The 17,425-nt window shown below is 71.9% G+C and carries 17 protein-coding genes and 1 pseudogene; 9 read left to right on the top strand and 9 right to left on the bottom strand.

The window, feature by feature from the left end; genetic code table 11:
- Positions 1 to 930: a carbohydrate ABC transporter permease gene (locus MUY14_RS00390; RefSeq protein WP_247019646.1), complete on the bottom strand. Its 930-nt coding sequence runs from the start codon at positions 928 to 930 to the stop codon at positions 1 to 3.
- A gap of 131 nt (positions 931 to 1,061) precedes the next feature.
- Here MUY14_RS00390 and MUY14_RS00385 point away from each other — a divergent pair, with 131 nt between their 5' ends.
- A complete protein-coding gene (locus MUY14_RS00385; protein WP_247025548.1) occupies positions 1,062 to 2,048 on the top strand; it encodes a LacI family DNA-binding transcriptional regulator in 987 nt (328 codons plus the stop codon).
- 208 nt (positions 2,049 to 2,256) lie between these two features.
- A complete protein-coding gene (locus tag MUY14_RS00380; RefSeq protein WP_160701928.1) occupies positions 2,257 to 2,439 on the top strand; it encodes a hypothetical protein in 183 nt (60 codons plus the stop codon).
- Here MUY14_RS00380 and MUY14_RS00375 read toward each other — a convergent pair.
- On the bottom strand, positions 2,417 to 3,049 hold the full coding sequence (locus MUY14_RS00375; protein ID WP_315863313.1) for a DsbA family oxidoreductase: 633 nt from the start codon (positions 3,047 to 3,049) through the stop codon (positions 2,417 to 2,419). The two genes, MUY14_RS00380 and MUY14_RS00375, sit on opposite strands and share 23 nt — an antisense overlap.
- A gap of 87 nt (positions 3,050 to 3,136) precedes the next feature.
- On the opposite strand from MUY14_RS00375, the gene MUY14_RS00370 reads away from it, so the two are divergent.
- Complete coding sequence (locus MUY14_RS00370) at positions 3,137 to 3,736, top strand: QsdR family transcriptional regulator (RefSeq protein WP_247019644.1); 600 nt, start codon at positions 3,137 to 3,139, stop codon at positions 3,734 to 3,736.
- Positions 3,737 to 4,162: 426 nt separating this feature from the next.
- Positions 4,163 to 5,092: a dienelactone hydrolase family protein gene (locus tag MUY14_RS00365; RefSeq protein ID WP_247019642.1), complete on the top strand. Its 930-nt coding sequence runs from the start codon at positions 4,163 to 4,165 to the stop codon at positions 5,090 to 5,092.
- Positions 5,093 to 5,115: 23 nt separating this feature from the next.
- Here the strand turns inward: MUY14_RS00365 and MUY14_RS00360 are convergent, their stop codons facing one another.
- Positions 5,116 to 5,955, bottom strand: coding sequence for a helix-turn-helix transcriptional regulator (locus MUY14_RS00360; RefSeq protein WP_247019640.1), 840 nt, complete (start codon positions 5,953 to 5,955; stop codon positions 5,116 to 5,118).
- A gap of 100 nt (positions 5,956 to 6,055) precedes the next feature.
- Here MUY14_RS00360 and MUY14_RS00355 point away from each other — a divergent pair, with 100 nt between their 5' ends.
- Positions 6,056 to 6,937 carry an aldo/keto reductase gene (locus tag MUY14_RS00355; protein ID WP_247019637.1) on the top strand — a complete coding sequence of 294 codons (882 nt, stop codon included), beginning with the start codon at positions 6,056 to 6,058 and terminating at the stop codon, positions 6,935 to 6,937.
- On the opposite strand, the gene MUY14_RS00350 is transcribed toward MUY14_RS00355, so the two are convergent.
- A complete protein-coding gene (locus tag MUY14_RS00350) occupies positions 6,918 to 7,895 on the bottom strand; it encodes an NAD(P)-dependent alcohol dehydrogenase (RefSeq protein WP_247019636.1) in 978 nt (325 codons plus the stop codon). The genes MUY14_RS00355 and MUY14_RS00350 overlap by 20 nt on opposite strands.
- Positions 7,896 to 7,986: 91 nt before the next feature.
- On the opposite strand from MUY14_RS00350, the gene MUY14_RS00345 reads away from it, so the two are divergent.
- Together MUY14_RS00345 and MUY14_RS00340 are read left to right on the top strand one after the other, a co-directional pair.
- The gene (locus tag MUY14_RS00345) at positions 7,987 to 8,640 is read left to right on the top strand and encodes a TetR/AcrR family transcriptional regulator C-terminal domain-containing protein (protein WP_247019635.1); all 654 of its coding nucleotides are present in this window, start codon (positions 7,987 to 7,989) and stop codon (positions 8,638 to 8,640) included.
- 45 nt (positions 8,641 to 8,685) lie between these two features.
- A complete protein-coding gene (locus tag MUY14_RS00340) occupies positions 8,686 to 9,693 on the top strand; it encodes an LLM class flavin-dependent oxidoreductase (RefSeq protein ID WP_247019634.1) in 1,008 nt (335 codons plus the stop codon).
- A 4-nt stretch (positions 9,694 to 9,697) separates the two neighbouring features.
- Here the strand turns inward: MUY14_RS00340 and MUY14_RS00335 are convergent, their stop codons facing one another.
- The 4 genes and pseudogenes from MUY14_RS00335 to sigK all read right to left on the bottom strand — a co-directional run bounded on the left by MUY14_RS00335 (position 9,698) and on the right by sigK (position 13,394).
- A complete protein-coding gene (locus tag MUY14_RS00335) occupies positions 9,698 to 10,366 on the bottom strand; it encodes a fasciclin domain-containing protein (RefSeq protein ID WP_247019633.1) in 669 nt (222 codons plus the stop codon).
- 93 nt (positions 10,367 to 10,459) lie between these two features.
- Positions 10,460 to 12,000, bottom strand: a pseudogene (locus MUY14_RS00330) (molybdopterin-dependent oxidoreductase).
- Between the two features lie 99 nt (positions 12,001 to 12,099).
- Positions 12,100 to 12,801: an anti-sigma factor domain-containing protein gene (locus tag MUY14_RS00325; RefSeq protein ID WP_247019632.1), complete on the bottom strand. Its 702-nt coding sequence runs from the start codon at positions 12,799 to 12,801 to the stop codon at positions 12,100 to 12,102.
- Positions 12,798 to 13,394: an ECF RNA polymerase sigma factor SigK gene (gene sigK, locus MUY14_RS00320; protein WP_247019631.1), complete on the bottom strand. Its 597-nt coding sequence runs from the start codon at positions 13,392 to 13,394 to the stop codon at positions 12,798 to 12,800. Before sigK ends, MUY14_RS00325 begins: the two co-directional genes overlap by 4 nt.
- Positions 13,395 to 13,739: 345 nt before the next feature.
- Between sigK and MUY14_RS00315 the strand changes: the two genes are divergently transcribed.
- Positions 13,740 to 14,153 carry an SsgA family sporulation/cell division regulator gene (locus MUY14_RS00315; RefSeq protein ID WP_247019630.1) on the top strand — a complete coding sequence of 138 codons (414 nt, stop codon included), beginning with the start codon at positions 13,740 to 13,742 and terminating at the stop codon, positions 14,151 to 14,153.
- Between the two features lie 13 nt (positions 14,154 to 14,166).
- Positions 14,167 to 15,531 (top strand): class I adenylate-forming enzyme family protein, encoded by a 1,365-nt coding sequence (locus MUY14_RS00310; protein WP_247019628.1) that lies wholly within the window; start codon positions 14,167 to 14,169, stop codon positions 15,529 to 15,531.
- A gap of 185 nt (positions 15,532 to 15,716) precedes the next feature.
- Here the strand turns inward: MUY14_RS00310 and ilvD are convergent, their stop codons facing one another.
- Complete coding sequence (gene ilvD / locus MUY14_RS00305) at positions 15,717 to 17,408, bottom strand: dihydroxy-acid dehydratase (protein WP_247019626.1); 1,692 nt, start codon at positions 17,406 to 17,408, stop codon at positions 15,717 to 15,719.
- Positions 17,409 to 17,425: the final 17 nt, after the last annotated feature.

Raw genomic sequence — 17,425 nt, 5'->3', positions numbered from 1 at the left:
TCACATCCCCTTCCGGGTGCCGCGCAGCTGCACGACGTAGGCGATGACCGCGGTGATCACGCCCATCACGATCGCGACCGTGGCGGAGTAGTTGTACTGCTGGCCGGCGAAGGAGAGGTTGTAGGCGTACATGTTCGGTGTGTAGAAGGTGCCGATCACGTTCGGCACCAGGTTGCGCATGATGTTGGGTTCGTTGAACAGCTGGAAGCTGCCGATGATCGAGAAGATCGTCGCGATCACGATCGCGCCGCGGATCGCGGGGAGCTTGACGGAGACGATCGTGCGGAACGCGCCGGCGCCGTCGATCGCGGCGGCTTCGAACAGCTCCTTCGGGATCACCTTCAGGGCCGAGTAGAAGATGAGCATGTTGTAGCCGACGAACTCCCACGTGACGACGTTGCCGATCGACGTGAGCAGCCAGTTCTGGGACAGCGGTTTCACGGCATCGGTGCCGAGCAGGTGGTTGAGGTCCGCGGCGAGTCCGAAGTGGTCACCGTAGATGAAGCCCCACATCAGCGCGGCGACCACGGCGGGCACCGCGTAGGGCAGGAAGATCACGATCCGGAAGAACCCGGCGGCGTGCAGCCGGGCGCTGTCGATCGCGAGCGCCGCGACCAGCGCGAGCAGCAGCATGATCGGCACCTGCACGGCGAGGAACACCAGCACCCGCTGGAAGGACTCCCAGAACTTCGGGTCGGCGAGCACCTGCGCGTAGTTGTCGGCGCCGACGAACACCGTGCCACCGAAGAAGGCCTGGTCCCGGAAGAGGCTGAGGACGAAGGCGTAGACGACGGGCGCGATGAACGTCAGCGCGAACACCAGCATGAAGGGGGCGACGAAGAGCCAGCCGCGCCAGTTGCGCCGCCGGCGACGGGCCGGCGGCGCCGGGCGGGCCGGTGCCGCGACCGGCGGTGCCGCTGTGGACGTCATCGTCCCTCCGGTGTTCGTGCAGATGTTTACGTCAACATGGACGGTCGGAGGGTAACGTGTTGACGTAAACATGTCCAGGACACTTCGAGGAGCCACCCGTGCCGACTGCTTCCCCGCGCCGTGGACCGTCGATGGCGGACGTCGCGCGCGAGGCTGGGGTCTCCGGCCAGACCGTGTCCCGGGTCGCGAACGGCAAGACGAACGTCGACGACGCCACGCGCGACCGGGTCCTCGCCGCGATGCGCCGGATCGGCTACCGCCCCAACAGCGCGGCCCGCGCACTGCGCAACGGCAAGTTCCGCAGCATCGGCGTGATCATTTCGGCGCTCCCGACGTTCGGCAACAGCCGCACCCTGGACGCCATCGCGGCGGCGGTCGTCGCCCAAGGGTTTTCGATCATCCTGATGCCGGTGACGCGCCCGACGCAGGGCGAGGTGACCGGCGCGTTCAGCAAGCTCAACGAGCAGGCGGTCGACGGCGTGATCATCCTGATCGAGCAGCACCAGCTCGACCAGAGCTCGATCGAGCTCCCGCACGGGCTCCCGGTGGTGGTGATCGACTCCAGCGCGCGCTACGACTACCCGGTCGTCGACACGGACCAGGCCGACGGCGCCGCGACAGCGACCCGGCACCTGCTTTCACTGGGGCACGAGACGGTGTGGCACATCGCGGGACCCCCGCAGTCCTATTCGGCCGAACGGCGGCGGAAGTCGTGGCGGTCCACTTTGGAGCTCGCGGGCGCGTTCGTGCCCCCGGTGCTGACCGGTGACTGGTCGCCGTCGTCGGGGTACGAGGCGGGGTTGACGCTGGCGGCGGATCCCACGGTGACGGCGGTGTTCGCGGCCAACGACCAGATGGCGCTGGGGTTGCTGCGGGCGCTGCACGAGGCGGGCCGGGCGGTGCCGGGCGAGGTGAGCGTGGTGGGGTTCGACGACATGGAGGAGTCGGCGCACTTCTGGCCACCGCTGACGACGATCCGCCAGTCGTTCGAGGCGGTGGGCAGCTACGCGGTGGCGGCGCTGCTGACGGAGATCGAGACAGGCGCGGAGGTGGGGGAACCGGTGAGCGTCCCGACGGAACTGGTCCTGCGCTCCAGCACCGCGCCTCCCCCGTCCTGACGCGACGCGGAGTCCGGCTCGGCTCCCCCAGCGGAATTGTCGGTGCCGGCCGGTAGCGTGGAAACCGGGGGCGGCAGCCACGCGGAAGTTCTCGTTTCACCGCGCGGAAGCCGGGGCATTACCGGCCAGCCAAGCCGGGACCACCGGTACCGCGAACGTCGTAATGGTGTGGACCATTCGGCGTCATCCCCACCGAAACGAGGGTCTCATGCTCGCCATTCTCGCCGCCGTGCTCTTCGGGCTCGCCCTGTTGATGGAGCTGGCCGGGTTCGGGCTCGGTCCGGTCGTCACGACCGGCACGCTGACCACCGCCGGGTTGCTGTGCGTCGCCTTGCACCTGGCCGGCGTCGCCACCGACCGGTCGCGGTTCAGCCGGCGGCGGCGCCGCTGACCTCCGCCGCGCGCGTCAGCACCTGCGCGAACACCTCGGGCGACTGGGCTCCGGCGACCCCGAAGCGCTGGTCGACCACGAAGAACGGGACGCCGGACGCGCCGAGGGCGCGGGCCTGCTCGCCGTCCGCCGCGACTTCGGCTTCGTAGGCGTCGGATTCGAGCACGGCCCGCGCTTCCGCCGCGTCCAGGCCCGCTTCGGCGGCCAGCTCCACCAGTGAATCGCGGTCGAACAGCGACCGGCGCTCGGTGAAGTGCGCGCGGTAGAAGCGATCGACGACGGCGTCGGCCACGCCGCGGTCGGTGGCGAGGTGGACCAGGCGGTGGCCGTCGACGGTGTTGCCCATGTGGACACCGTCCAGGTGGTACTCGAGCCCGTCGGTGGCCGCGCGCTCTTCCATCTGCGCTTCCATCGCGTCGGCTTCTTCCAGTGTCCGGCCGTACTTCTCGGACAGCACCTCGCGCGTCGGCCGGGAAGTCCCGCGCGGGAACGACGGGTCGAGCTGGAACGAGTGGTGCACCACCTCGACGTCGACCCCGAGTTCGGCGACCGCCTGCTCGAAGCGGCGTTTGCCGAGATAGCACCAGGGACAGACCAGATCGGACCAGATGTCTACGCGCACGACGTCCACGCTAACCGACCGGGCCCCGCGCACTTCAAGGTAACTGTCCGCGACCTGCGGGATAGGGTTGGCCCGGTGACCGTCTCGACCGACGACATCGTCCGGCACGCCGCCCGCCTGCTGGTCACCGGCACCCGCCTCGACCTCGGCCGGATGGCCGCCGAACTGGGGATCTCGCGCACGACGTTCTTCCGCCGCGTCGGCAACCGCGACGACCTCATGGGCGCCGGGCTGCGGCTGCTGTCCGACCGCACCTGGCAGCGCGCGCTCGACGGCTGGCGCACCACGCACGGCGACGCGGTCCGCACGCCGGAGGGCCGGTTGCGCTGCCTGTGGGTCATGGAGGAGTACCGCCGCGAGGTCGCCGCCAGCGACGGCATGCGCAAGCTGATCGAGGCGGAGTCGACGGTCGCCCTGCGGGTGCTGACCGATCCGCGCGGCGCGGTCCAGCCGGCGTTGGTCGACGAGCACGTGGAGCTCTTCCGCGCCGACGCCGAAGCGGCCGGGCTGACGCCGCTGGTGGGGCTGCCGGATCTCGCGTTCGCGGTGGTGCGGCTCGGGGAGTCGTTCCTGTACTCGGACGTGCTGGCCGCGCGCACGGTCGACCTGACGGTGGCCACGACCCTGCTGGACACGCTCGTCCGCGGCGCGCTGGAGCCGAGCGCCACCCCCTGAGCCCGCACTTTCACGTGAAAGTGCCGCCTCCGGGTCAGGGGGCGCGGCAATGCCGCCGGGCCGGCTGGGCGTTTCGCCGTGATCCCAGGCCCGCAACGTCATGAACGACCCTTTCACCTCGCCAGACGCGGTGAACGACTCGTTCATGACATTGCGGGCCGCCGGACCGGCCGCGCTGAGCGCCCACCTTTGTCACGCGCGTGAGTGCCGCGCCTCCCCGACCCACTGAGCGACCGCCCAGTCTGTCAACCACTCACCCGTTCGGCCGTTGTGGAACATTTCGACGAAGTGTTTCATAGGGCGACCGGGAAGCGGTTCCCCGCACCCGGGGTGACGGCACGCTCTTCGTTGCCGTGCAACGGTTCCATCGGTCCGCCCGTCCGTGTCCGGGCCCGCTTTCGCCTGCCCGGGGAAAGAGAGCGATCCATGTCCTTACTCACCAGCCCGCCGACGTCGTCTGGCCCGGGTGAGAAAATTTCCCGCCGCCGACCGTGGCGCGCCAAGGCCGCCGGGGTCATCGCCGCCGCGCTGGCGGTGACCACCGCGGTCGCCTCGCCGGCACCCGCCGCCGACAACCCCTACGAACGCGGGCCCGCCCCGACCACGGCCAGCATCGAGGCCAGCCGGGGCAGCTTCGCGACCAGCACCGCCACCGTTTCGCGGCTGTCCGTCTCCGGCTTCGGCGGCGGCACCATCTACTACCCGACGACCACCACCGCCGGCACCTTCGGCGCGATCTCCATCGCCCCCGGCTTCACCGCCACGCAGTCGAGCATGGCGTGGCTCGGCCCGCGCCTGGCGTCCCAAGGCTTCGTGGTGTTCACCATCGACACCCTGACCACCAGCGACCAGCCCGACAGCCGGGGCAGGCAGCTGCTGGCCTCGCTCGACTACCTCACCCAGCAGAGCTCGGTGCGGTCCCGCATCGACAGCAGCAGGCTCGGCGTCGTCGGGCACTCGATGGGCGGCGGCGGCACGCTCGAAGCGGCGCGCTCACGGCCGTCGCTGCAGGCCGCGGTGCCGCTGACCGGCTGGAACCTGACGAAGAGCTGGTCGACGGTGCGCGTGCCGACGCTGGTCGTCGGGGCCGAAGCGGACACCATCGCGCCGGTGGCGACGCACTCGATCCCGTTCTACACCAGCCTGCCGTCCTCTTTGGACAAGGCGTACCTGGAACTGCGCGGTGCCAGCCACTTCGCGCCGAACTCGTCGAACACGACGATCGCGAAGTACACGCTGTCCTGGCTCAAGCGGTTCATCGACAACGACACCCGCTACGAGCAGTTCCTCTGCCCGATCCCGGGCACCAGCCTGTCCATTTCGGACTACCGGGGCAACTGCCCGCACAACGGCTGACACCCGGCCCGCCGGGCCCGCGGTCAGCGTTGCGCGGGCTCGGCGGACCACTGCAGCAGGAACCGCAGCGCTTCTTCCGACGGCGACCCGGGTTCGGCGGTGTAGGCCACCAGCCGCTGACCCGGGTGCGTCTCGACGGCGAACTGCTGGACGTCCAGGGTGACCGGGCCGGCCACCGGGTGGCGGTAGGTCTTGGTCAGCTCCCGGGCCCCGCGCACCTGGTGGCGCTCCCACCACGTCCGGAAGTCCGCGTCCTTCTCCAGCAGCTCGCGCACGAGGGCGGCGAGCACCGGGTCGGCCGGGTCGCGGCCCGACTCCATCCGCAGCACCTCGACGCACGCGCCCGCCGCCCGCGGCCAGTCCGCGTACCGGGCGCGGTAGTCCTCGTCGAGGAACGTCAGCCGGATCAGGTTGCGCTCGGCGGGCGGCCGCGCGCCGAAGTCGCCCAGCAGCGCGACCGCCGCGCGGTTCCAGGCCAGCACGTCCTGACGGCGGTTCAGCACCATCGCCGGCACGTCCGGCATGCCGTCGAGCAGCTGCCGCAGCGGGCCGGCGACGTGGTCCCCGGCCGGCACCCGGGTCTCCGGGGCGACGTCGGCCAGGGTGAACAGGTACGCGCGTTCGTCCGGGGCCAGCTGCAACGCGTCCGCGAGCGCGTCGAGGACCGGCCGGGACACCCGGCGCGTGCGGCCCTGCTCCAGCCGGACCACGTAGTCGATGCTGATGTGCGCGAGCTGGGCCAGCTCCTCCCGGCGCAGGCCGGGGACGCGCCGGAGCCGGCCGTCGTCGGGCAGCCCGGCCCGTCGCGGGTCGAGCGCGGCGCGGCGAGCCCGCAGGAACTCGCCCAGATCGGTGGCAGCCATGCCCCCAGTGTCGCAAGATCGCCCGCCGCGTGCCTGGTACCAGGCTGCATAGGCAGTTCCCTCCCTGGCCCCCACCGGCGGACCGGGCGACGGTGGAGCCATGACCGAACGAACCACCCTCTCCCTCGGCGACCTGACGACCGGCCGGATCGGCTACGGCGCGATGCGGCTCACCGGCCCCGGCCACTGGGGCGACTACCCCGACCGGGCCGCGGGCCTCGAGCTGCTGCGCCGGGTCGTCGACGCCGGTGTGACGCTGATCGACACCGCCGACGTCTACGGCCCGCACACCAACGAACAGCTGATCCGCGAAGCCCTCCACCCCTACCCCGAGCACCTGCTGCTCGCGACCAAGGGCGGCTTCGTCCGCAGCGGCCCGGAGATCTCGACGATCGCCGCGATCGGGCAGCGGCAGTACCTGCGGCAGTCCGCGATGCTGAGCGCGCGGCGCCTCGGCGTCGAGCGGATCGACCTCTACTACCTGCACAGCGGCTACGCGCAGGACGCGTCCTTCGAAGACCAGGTCGGCACGCTCGCCGAGCTGCGCCAGGAGGGCGTGATCCGGCACATCGGCCTGTCCAACGTGACGCTGGAGCAGCTGAAGGCCGCGCGGGAGATCGTCGAGATCACCGCCGTCACCGCGCACTACAACCTGGTGGACCGCCACGAACAGCCGTTGCTCGACGCCGCCGCCGAGGCCGGCGCGGTCTTCGTCCCCTGGCAGCCGGTCTCGCTCAGCACGCCGGGCGCGCCGACCGACACCGAAGGCCCGGCGGCGGTCCGCGGCGTCCTCGAACCGATCGCCGCACGCCACGGCGCCACCGTCTCCCAGGTCGCGCTCGCCTGGCTGCTCGACCGCTCGCCCGCCGTCCTGCCGATCCCCGGGACGACGTCGCTCGCGCACGTGCGGGAGAACCTCGCCGCGCAGGACCTCGTCCTGAGCCCCGAAGAGCTCGCCGCGATCACCGCGCTGCGCGGGTGACGGCGACCTTTCCCCGGGCGTGCCCGGCTTCCTGGTGGGCAAACGCGGCCCGCAGGTCGTCGAACGGGTAGGTCCGGTCGAGGACCGGGGTGAGCTCGCCGCGCTCGGCGAACGCCGCCAGCTCACCCAGGACCGCCTTCTTGTCCGGACAGCCCACCGCGTCGGCGAGCACGACCCGCCGCCGCGCGAACGGCCCGGCGGCCAGCGCGGCGAAGACGTGCCCGGCGGGCTGCAGCCAGCGTCCGGCCGGGCCGCCGACGGCGACGAACGTCCCGCCGTGCTCGAGGATCCGGCGGCAGGCGAACACCGACCGGCCGCCGGCGATGTCCAGCACGAAGTCGTAGCGGCGGCCGACGCGGGTGAAGTCCTCGGTCCGGTAGTCGACGACGTGCCCGGCGCCGAGCGAACGCACCAGATCGGCGTTGGCCGCGCCGCACACGGCGTCGACGTGCGCGCCGAGCGCCTTGGCCAGCTGGACGGCGAAGGTGCCGACACCGCCGGAAGCGCCGTTGACCAGGACCCGGTGCCCGGGCCGCACCCCGCGCAGGGCGAGCAGCGCCGTGACGCCCGCCATCGGCAGCGTCGCGGCCTGCTCGGGGGAGAGGTTCGCCGGCATCCGCGCCAGCAGGCTCTCCGGCACGCAGACGTACTCGGCGTGCGCACCCCCGGGCAGCAGCGCGTAGACGTCGTCGCCGGGGCCGAACTCCGTCCCGGCGGTCTCGACCCGGCCCGCGAGGTCGCAGCCGAGGACGCCCACCGGCGGGCGGCGCAGCCCGAAGCCGCCGGTCATCAGGCGCGCCGCGTAGGGCTCGCCTCTGAGGAAGTGCCAGTCGTACGGGTTGACCGAAGTGGCGTGCACGCGGACCAGCACTTCGCCTTCGCCCGGCACCGGATCGGGCACGTCTTCCCAGTTCAGGCTGTCGGGCGGGCCGTACACACGCTGGACGAGGGCCTTCATGACGTCTCCCTTACGTTGTAAGTCTTACGTCGTAAGGTAGCTCCGGGCGCGACGCCGCGTCAAGGAAGACTTACGCTGTACGATCTTGTGCGTGACCACCGAAGCCCGGATCCCGCTGAGCCGCGAGCGCGTCCTGCGCACGGCCGTCGCGCTCGCCGACGAGCAAGGCCTGGCCGCGGTGACGATGCGCCGGCTCGCGGAGGAGCTCGGCGCCGAAGCGATGTCGCTCTACTACCACGTGGCCAAGAAGGAAGACGTGCTCGCCGGGATCGTCGACGTCGTGGCCCAGGAGATCAACGAGGCCGTCGCACGCCTGGACGCCGGCCCGGACTGGAAGGACACGGCCCGTCGGCGCATCCTCGCCGCGCGTGCGGTGCTGCTCCGCCACCGCTGGGCGCCGGCGCTGTTCGGGACGCGGTCCTCGACCAGCGTGGCGGTGCTGAAGTACTACGACAACCTGGTCGGCCTGATGCGCGAGGGCGGGTTCTCGCACGACCGGATCCACCACGCGCTGCACGCGCTCGGCAGCCGGGCGCTGGGGTTCAGCCAGGAGCCGTTCGACCCCGGCCCGGACGCGTCGGCCGAGGTCCCGGCGGAAGTGGCCGCGCAGCTGCCGAACCTGGTGGCCATGCTGAGCGAGATCGCCCACGACGACCCGGATTCGACGCTGGGCTGGTGCGACGACCAGGCGGAGTTCGAATTCGGCCTGGACCTGATCCTCGACGGGCTGGACCGGGCGCGGTAGTCCATCACGTGGGACACCCCGGAGCACCGGAGCAGAATCGGCGGGGTGGCACGACCTCTGCGGAAGCTCGGCTTCCTGACCATCGGCCTCTTCGACGCGGCCGACCCGCGCCGGGGGCACGAGTCGACCCTCGAGATCATCGAACTGGGTGAGCGGCTCGGGTTCGACAGCGCGTGGGTGCGGCACCGGCACCTGCAGTACGGCATCTCGTCGCCGGTCGCCGTGCTCGCCGCCGCGACGCAGCGGACCAGCCGGATCCACCTCGGCACCGCCGTCATCCCGCTCGGCTGGGAAAACCCGCTGCGGCTCGCCGAGGACCTCGCCACCGTCGACCTGCTCTCCGGCGGGCGGCTCAACCCGGGGCTCAGCGTGGGGCCGCCGATGCGCTGGGACGACGTCAAAGGCGCCCTCTACCCGGACACCGCCGACGTCGAGGACTTCTCCTACGACCGCGTGGAACGGCTGCTCGGCTTCGTGCGCGGCAAGCCGGCCACCGGGTTCAGCGGGACCCAGGGCTTCGAGGTGTTCTCCGACCGGGTGCAGCCGCAAGCACCCGGGCTCGGCGACCGGATGTGGTACGGCGGTGCGAGCCTGCGCTCGGCCGCGTGGGCGGGCAAGCACGCGATGAACTTCCTGACCAGCAGCGTGGTCAAGGCCGAAAGCGACAGCACGGACTTCGCGGAAATCCAGCTGTCGCACATCAAGGCGTTCCGCGCGCACCACCCGGACGGCGAGGCCGCCCGGGTCTCGCAGGGCCTGGTCGTGATCCCGACCGACAGCGCCACCGCCGAGCAGCGCGCGAAGTACGAGGACTACGCCCGGAAACGGCTGCCGCGCACGGCCGGACCACAAGGCCCGGCGCGGATGCTCTTCTCCCCCGACTTCGTGGGCACGTCGGCCGAAATCGCCGACCGGCTCGACGCGCACGAGGCGTTCCGCGAAGTCGACGAGGTGGCTTTCGCCCTGCCGTTCACCTTCGACCACGAAGACTACGTGCAGATCCTCACCGACATCGCGGAACGCCTCGGCCCGGCGCTGGGCCGGAGTTCCTGACCGCTTACTTGTTGGTGCCCGGGGTCAGCACCTTGTCGATCACGAAGACGGTGGCGTTCTTCGTCGGGATGTTGCCGCACAGGATCTTCGCGCCGTTGACGGTCATGTTCTCGCCCGAGCCCTCGATCTTCAGCGGGCCGCCGGCGGTGTTCAGCGTGTCGAGCGAGCCCGCGGACGCGAGGCCCTTGGCGTCGTAGCGCTTGCCGACGACGTGGTACTGCAGGATCGGCGCCAGCTCGGCCGGCTTGCCCGCCAGCTCGGCGAACTTGGCGTCGCCCAGCGCGGCGAACGCCGGGTCGGCCGGCGCGAACACGGTGATGGCCTGCTGGCTGTTGAGCGTGTCGACCAGGTTGGTGGCCTTGACGGCGGCCACGAGCTTGGTCAGCAGCGGGTTCGTCGACGCGGCCGAGGCGACCGGCTGCGGGCCCATCGAGTCCAGTGAACCGGGGGCGGAACCCTGCGGCAGCTGGCTGCACGCGGGGCCGAACACGTCGGCGTTGGTGGTCACGCCGTCCGCGGAGGCCGCGCTGGACGACGGCGCCGCCATCGACGACGACGGCGCCATCGAGCTGCTGGAGCTGCCCGACGAAGCGGTGTCGCTGCTGCTGCACGCGGCCAGCGAAAGGGCGGCGACAGCGGCGACGCCGATTCCGGCGACACGAAGCTTGGTCACGAAAATCACTCCCACAATCAGCTGAGAACTTCTTCTTGCCGGGTATTCGGAACTACTGGGAAATCGGATTGGTACCCGATCGGGTGACCTGGGTCACCAGGCGGTGAAAGCGATGCTATGCCACCCGGTCGCGCCGTCGGGCACGGTTCCCGCGCGCATTTCGGTCTGCGCGTACCCGCTTTTGTCGGTCGTCCGGCAGACGACCTGGTGCCCGCCGGGCGCGACGTCGAACTCGAGCCACCACATGCGCCAGGTGTTCTGGTTGACTTCCTGGGACAGGATGGCTTCCCGCCACGGGCCGTCGTCCATCCGCAGCTCGACCCGGGCGACCCCGGTGCTGCGCCCAGGCGATCCCGGCCACGCGGACCTTCCCCGAAGGGGCGGTTTCGAAACCCTTCGGCGTGTCGATCCGCGATTCCGTCTTGATCGGCGCTTCCCGGCCCCAGCCGCGTTTCAGCCAATAGGCTTGCCGCGCCTTCCACGTCGTCACTTCGAGGTCGGTCACCCATTTCGTGGCCGACACGTAGCCGTACAATCCCGGAATGACCAGGCGGGCCGGGAAACCGTGTTCGATCGGCAGCGGCTCGCCGTTCATCCCGATGGCGAGCATGGCGCCGCGCCCGCGGTCCATCGCGGCGGCGACCGGGCTGCCCGACGTCCAGCCGTCCACACTGGACGAATAGAGCTGCTCGGCGCCGGGGCGCACGCCGGCCTCTTCGAGCAGGTCCGCCAGGTCGACGCCGATGAAGTTCGCGGTGGACACGTACGTGCCGCCGACCTCGTTGGACACGCAGGTCATGGTGATGGTGCGTTCGACGAGCGGCCGGTTGCGGATGTCGCCGTAGCGGTAGCGGACCTCGCGGTCGACCATGCCGTGCAGGCGCAGGCTCCAGTCCTCGGTGCGCACCTGCGGGACGGACAGCGCGGTGTCCACGCGGTAGAAGTCGGCGTTGCGGGTGACGAACGCCGGCGTCCCGAGCTTCGCGAAGTCGGCGTCGGCCGGGATCATCGGCGCGGTGCGCGCCGGGACCAGGCGCCCGACCGCCTCCCGCGACGGCGAGCAGCTGCCCGCCGACGCCGGCCACCCCGGCCCCGGCGACCACCCCGGCGCCGGCCAGCAGGACCGTCCGGCGCGAGGAACCTCCGGCCGGTTCCGGTGCGGCGTCGCGCCGGGCCAGCCGGTACAGCCAGGTGAACGCGGCGACCCCGGCGACCAGGCTCGCCGGCGGGGCGAGCAACGCGACGGTGTCGAGGTCGGGCCGGGCGTACACCGCAACGAGCCCGACCAGGCCGAACCCGGCGATCACGACGGTGCCCGGCCACGGCGAGCGGCGGGAAAGCAGGCCCGCCACCGCCGAGACGACCACCATGACGACGGCCATCCCGGACAGCAGCACGAGCTTGTCGTAGGTGCCGAAGGTGCGGACCGCGAAGTCCTTGAGCTGCACCGGGGTCAGGTCGATGGCGCCGTTGCCGACCGCGAGGTACGGCGACGCGTTGACGCCGACGAACCCGGCGACGAGGTGGCCGGCGGCGAGTGCGGCGAGGAGCGCCACGACGCCCAGCGCCGCGGCGAGCCACCGCCGCAGGCGCGGTTCGGCGGCCACCGGCGGCTCCAGCGTCGAGGTGCTCATGCTGTTCCTGGTCAGGGTTCTGGGGTCGCGGGTGCGCCCCAAGGCGGCCTTCGGTGCGGCAGACGCGACCAAGGCCATCTCGGGGCGCTCGCGCGGTCGTCAGGTCAGGTCGATCCGGGTGACCGCCGGGGTCGTCGGGCCCGGGGAACCGCCCGCGGGCTCGACCGTGATCCCGATGCGGTCGACGCCCGGGGGCAGCTCCGCCCGCATGGGGCGCATGCGGTCCGGGGACTCCGGCTGCATCAGGCCGGCCGAGTGCGCGCCGCCCTTGCCGATGAGCCAGACCTGGTAGACGTGGGCCGCGTCGAGGGCCGGCAGCCCGGACGCGAGCAGGACCGCCTGCTTCCGGCTGCGGGACACCACGAGCGTCGCGCTGCCCTGGCCGGAGCCCTGGATCGCCGTGGCGTCCGGGGCGGCCAGCACCGGGTCGGCCTTCTGCTGCGGGACCGTGGTCGTGGTCTGCACGCCGGCCACGATCACCGCCACCACGGCCGCCGCCGCGGCGCCGAACAGCGCGATGCGCAGCTGCCACGTCTTGGCGCGGCTGAGCTTGCGGACCACCGGCACCCGCGGCGGCAGCTGGCGGGTGCGGGCCACGTCGGCGAGCACGACCAGCTTCAGCTCCGGCGGCGGCGTCACTGCGGCGGCCGCGCCGAGGCGGGCGCCGGTCGCGCGCAGTTCCTCGACCTCCTGGCGGCAGGCCGGGCACTCCCCGAGGTGCCGTTCGAACTCGGCCCGGTCCACATCGGACACGGCGTCGAGCGCGTAGGCCCCGGTCAGCGTGTGCAGCTCGGCGGTCATCGGTCCACCCCCAGGCAGTCACGCAGCCGGATCAGGCCGTCGCGGATCCGGGTCTTCACGGTTCCCGGCGCCACCTTCAGCACCTCGGCGACTTCGGGGTAGGTGTAGCCGTTGTAGTAGGCGAGCACGATCGACTCGCGCTGCAGGTCGGTGAGCGCGGACAGGCACTGCCGCACCCGCTGCTGGTCCAGACCGGCCAAAGTGGACTCGGTGACCTCGTCGAACGGCCGCCGCACGTCCATCCGGCCCGCCCGGTCCTCGCGGTCGAGCACGGCCTGGTGCGAACGCACGCGGTCCACGGCCCGGCGGTGCGCGATCGTCAGCACCCACGAAAGCGCGCTCCCGCGCTCCGGGACGTACCTCGCGGCCTTGCGCCACACCTCCACCAGAACCTCCTGAGCCACTTCCTCGGCTTGCGCGTGGTTGCGCAGCACGCGCGTCACCAGCCCGAGCACCGGGCCGGCGATCAGGTCGTAGAGCGCCGAGAACGCCATCTCGTCCCCCACCGCCACCCGCCCGAGCAGTTCTTCGGCACCCGGCGCGGGCACCGGCACCTCACCCGGATGCAGCCGTAGCCGTCCACGTTCACCCATGTCCGGCAACCTCCACGTCACCCACCACGCCCTCCGGCCTCGACAGGGGTTCGCGGCTGGACAGCGGCGCGGACTGGTGCGCAGTGGTCCTTCCCACCCGGAAGGCCCAACTCCGGGGCGCCGACCCATCCGGCACCCGGGCAGCTCCGAAAACTCGGGACGCGAAGTTCCCGGGGCGCGTCACGGTGCGTGAGAAAGTGCCCGTTCGGCCACGCCGGCGGTAACCTCCGACACTTCTTGATCACCCCGAAGTGTGAAAGTTTTTCGGAACGCTGGGCGTTGAACTCACTATGCGTTATCTGTGGAACCAGCCGAAGTTAACCGACGAGTAGCAAAGGCGGTCCGATGACCGACCCGCACAGCCAGACCAGCGCCAGCATCGACTTCGCCCTGCGCACCTTCGGGGCCGGTCCGCGGCCGGTGCCCGCCGAGCTGGCCTACGACACCCGTGACCCGTACGCGGTCGCCGTGGTGCTGCACGCCGGCCCGAGCGCGGTCCGCTGGCTCTTCGGCCGCGACCTGCTGGCCGACGGCCTCCTCGCGCGCTGTGGCGACGGCGACGTCCGCATCGGGCCGGCCGGCGACCCCGCCCTCGTCGTCGTGGAGCTGAACTCCCCCGACGGCGCCGCCGTGCTCGAAGCGCCCGCGAAGGAGATCGCGGCGTTCCTCGACCGGACCTACGACGTCGTCCCGGCCGGCAGCGAAAGCGACTGGTTCGACTTCGACACCGAACTCGAAAAGCTCTCCTACCAGGACTGAGTACCGTCGCCGGGTGAGCTTCTTCCTGACGAAGGTCCTCGCCGCGCTCGACGACGGCGGCGACCGCCCCCTGTTCATCTCCGGCGGCGTCACGACCTACCACCAGGCCCGCGCCCGCCTCCGCCGGCTGCACGCGGGCCTCGGCGGCACCGGCGTCGTCGCGGTCGACCTCCGCAACCGCCCGGAGACGGTCCTGGTCCAGGTCGCCGCCCTGCTGCGCGGGGCGACCGTCCTGCTGGTCCCGGCGTCCGCACCGGACGGCGAGCGCTACGAACGGGCGGGCGTGACCACCGTCGTCACCGACCGCCCGCAGCACTGGCCGGGCACCGACGTCCGGACGCTCCCCGAGCTCGACGGCGAGCCGGAGCCGCTCGACCCGCCGGAAACGGTCCGTCTCCTCTTCCCCACCGGCGGCACCACCGGCACCCCGAAGCTCATCCGCCACAGCGGCATCTACGACGGCATGGCGCACATCTTCGCGCCGTCGCCGGACGGCCCGGGCCGCACGCTGCTCGTCGCCCCGATGACGCACATGACCGGCAACGCCACCGTGCTCGGCGCGCTGCTGCGGCGCGACACCGTCGTGGTGCACGACGGCTTCGACGCGGGCGCGGTCCTCGCCGCGATCCAGGAGCACCGGATCGACACGCTCTCGCTGACCCCACCGCGGCTGGCGGCGATCCTCGACCACCCCGCGCGGCCGGCCACCGACCTGAGCAGCGTCCGGTCGCTGTCGCTCGGGGCCGCCCCGCTGCCACCGCACCGGCTCGCGCAGGCGCTCGAGGTGTTCGGGCCGGTCGTCGGCCAGGGCTACGGCCTCACCGAGGCCCCGATGATCGCGAGCATCTCCGCGGCCGAGCTGATCGACCGCCCGGAGCGGCTGGGCTCGGTCGGGCGGATCGTGCCCGGCATGGAAGCCCGCCTCACCCCCGACGGCGAGGTCGAGGTCCGCGGACTGTCCATGATGGACGGTTACCTCGGCGGCCCGGAGATCGGCCCCGGCTGGCTCCGCACCGGCGACCTCGGCCGCTTCGACGCCGATGGCTACCTCTCCCTGCTCGACCGCGCGGACGACGTCGTCGTGGTCGGCGAGCACGGCACGAAGGTCCCCACGACCGTGGTGGAGCACGCCATCGCGACCCACCCGTCGATCACGACCGCGGCCGTCTTCGGCGTGCCGGGCCTGGACGGCCAGCTGCTGCACGCCGTCGTCGTCGCCGCTGGGGAGGTCACCGCCGAGGAGGTCCGGGCCCACGTGAGGGCCGCCTTCGGCCGGGAGCACTACGTTCCGGCCGGCGTGGACTTCCTCGACGCGCTGCCGCTCACGGAAGTCGGGAAGGTCGACAAACGCGCGCTGCGAGCCGCGTTCAGCTCGTGAGGGGGGCCGCGGCGGTCCGGCCAGCTGCTGCACGCCCTCGCCGCCGCCGGGGAGGTCACCGCCGAAGAGGTCCGGGCCCACACCAGGGCCGCCTTCGGCCGGGAACACTACGTACCCGCCGGCGTGGACTTCCTCGACGCGCTGCCCCTCACGGAAGTCGGCAAGGTCGACAAGCGCGCCCTCGTTCAGCTCGTGACCGCTCCGTAGGACGACGAGCGGACCAGCTTCGCGTACTTGCCGAGCACGCCCTCCGGGAACTTGTTCGGCAGCGGCTCCCAGCCCTCGCGCCGCCGCGCCAGCTCGGCCGCGTCGACCAGCAGGTCGATGCTGCGCGCCTTGATGTCCACGGCGATCCGGTCGCCGGTGCGGACGAAGGCGATCGGGCCGCCGTCGACCGCCTCCGGGGCTACGTGGCCGATGCACAGGCCGGTGGTGCCGCCGGAGAAGCGGCCGTCGGTCAGCAGCAGGACGTCGCGGCCGAGGCCGGCGCCCTTGATCGCCGCCGTGATCGCCAGCATCTCCCGCATGCCCGGGCCGCCCTTGGGGCCCTCGTAGCGGATGATGACGACGTCGCCGGCCTCGATGCGGCCTTCGTTCAGCGCCGCCATCGCCTCCTGCTCGCGTTCGAACACGCGCGCCGGGCCCTCGAAGTTGGCGGTGTCGAAGCCCGCGGACTTCACCACGGCGCCCTCGGGGGCGAGCGAGCCGCGCAGGATGGTGATGCCGCCGGTCGGGTGCAGCGGGTTGTCCAGCCGGCGCAGGACCTCGCCGTCGATCGGCTCGGGGTCCAGCTCGGCGAGGTTCTCCGCGACCGTGCGGCCGGTGACGGTCAGCGCGTCGCCGTGGAGCAATCCCTCGTCGAGCAGCGCCTTCATCAGCACCGGGATGCCGCCGTGGCGGTCGATGTCGTTCATGACGTACTTGCCGAACGGCTTCAGGTCGCCCAGGTGCGGCACGCGGTCGCCGACGCGGTTGAAGTCGTCGAGGGTGAGCTCGACCTTCGCCTCGTGCGCGATGGCCAGCAGGTGCAGCACGGCGTTGGTCGAGCCGCCGAGGGCCATGATGACGGTGATCGCGTTCTCGAACGCCTCGCGCGTGAGGATGTCCCGCGCGGTGATGCCCTTCTCGAGCAGGCCGACCACGGCTTCACCCGAAAGGTGCGCGTAGTGGTCGCGACGGCGGTCCGCGGACGGCGGCGCGGCCGAGCCGGGCATGCTCATGCCCATCGCCTCGGCGGCCGAAGCCATCGTGTTCGCCGTGTACATGCCGCCGCAGGCGCCCTCACCGGGGCAGATGGCGCGTTCGATGCGGTCCAGGTCGTCGGTCTTCAGCCGCCCGGCCCGGCACGCGCCGACGGCCTCGAAGGCGTCGATCAGCGTGACGTCCTTCTCGGTGCCGTCGGTGAGCTTCACCCAGCCGGGGGCGATCGAGCCCGCATAGAGGAACACCGACGCCAGGTCGAGGCGCGCCGCGGCCATCAGCATGCCGGGCAGCGACTTGTCGCAGCCGGCCAGCAGGATCGAGCCGTCGAGCCGCTCGGCCTGCATGACCGTCTCGACGGAGTCCGCGATGACCTCGCGCGAAACCAGCGAGAAGTGCATGCCGTCGTGGCCCATGGAGATGCCGTCGGACACCGAGATCGTGCCGAACTGCAGCGGGTAGCCGCCGGCCGCGTGCACGCCTTCCTTCGACGCCTGCGCCAGCCGGTCCAGCGACAGGTTGCACGGCGTGATCTCGTTCCAGGAACTGGCGACGCCGATGATCGGCTTGCGCCAGTCGCCGTCCCCCATCCCGACGGCGCGGAGCATGCCGCGGGCGGGTGCCGCCTCGATCCCGTCGGTCACCGTGCGGCTGCGGGGCTTGGGGTCGATCGTCATCGTGGGCCTCCGATACG

Origin of the sequence: Amycolatopsis sp. FBCC-B4732 (genome assembly GCF_023008405.1) — a bacterium.
GTDB classification, from domain to species: Bacteria; Actinomycetota; Actinomycetes; order Mycobacteriales; family Pseudonocardiaceae; genus Amycolatopsis; species Amycolatopsis pretoriensis_A.
The sequence above is the reverse complement of the archived record's forward strand: the minus strand, read 5'-3'. Positions and strand labels throughout refer to the sequence as shown.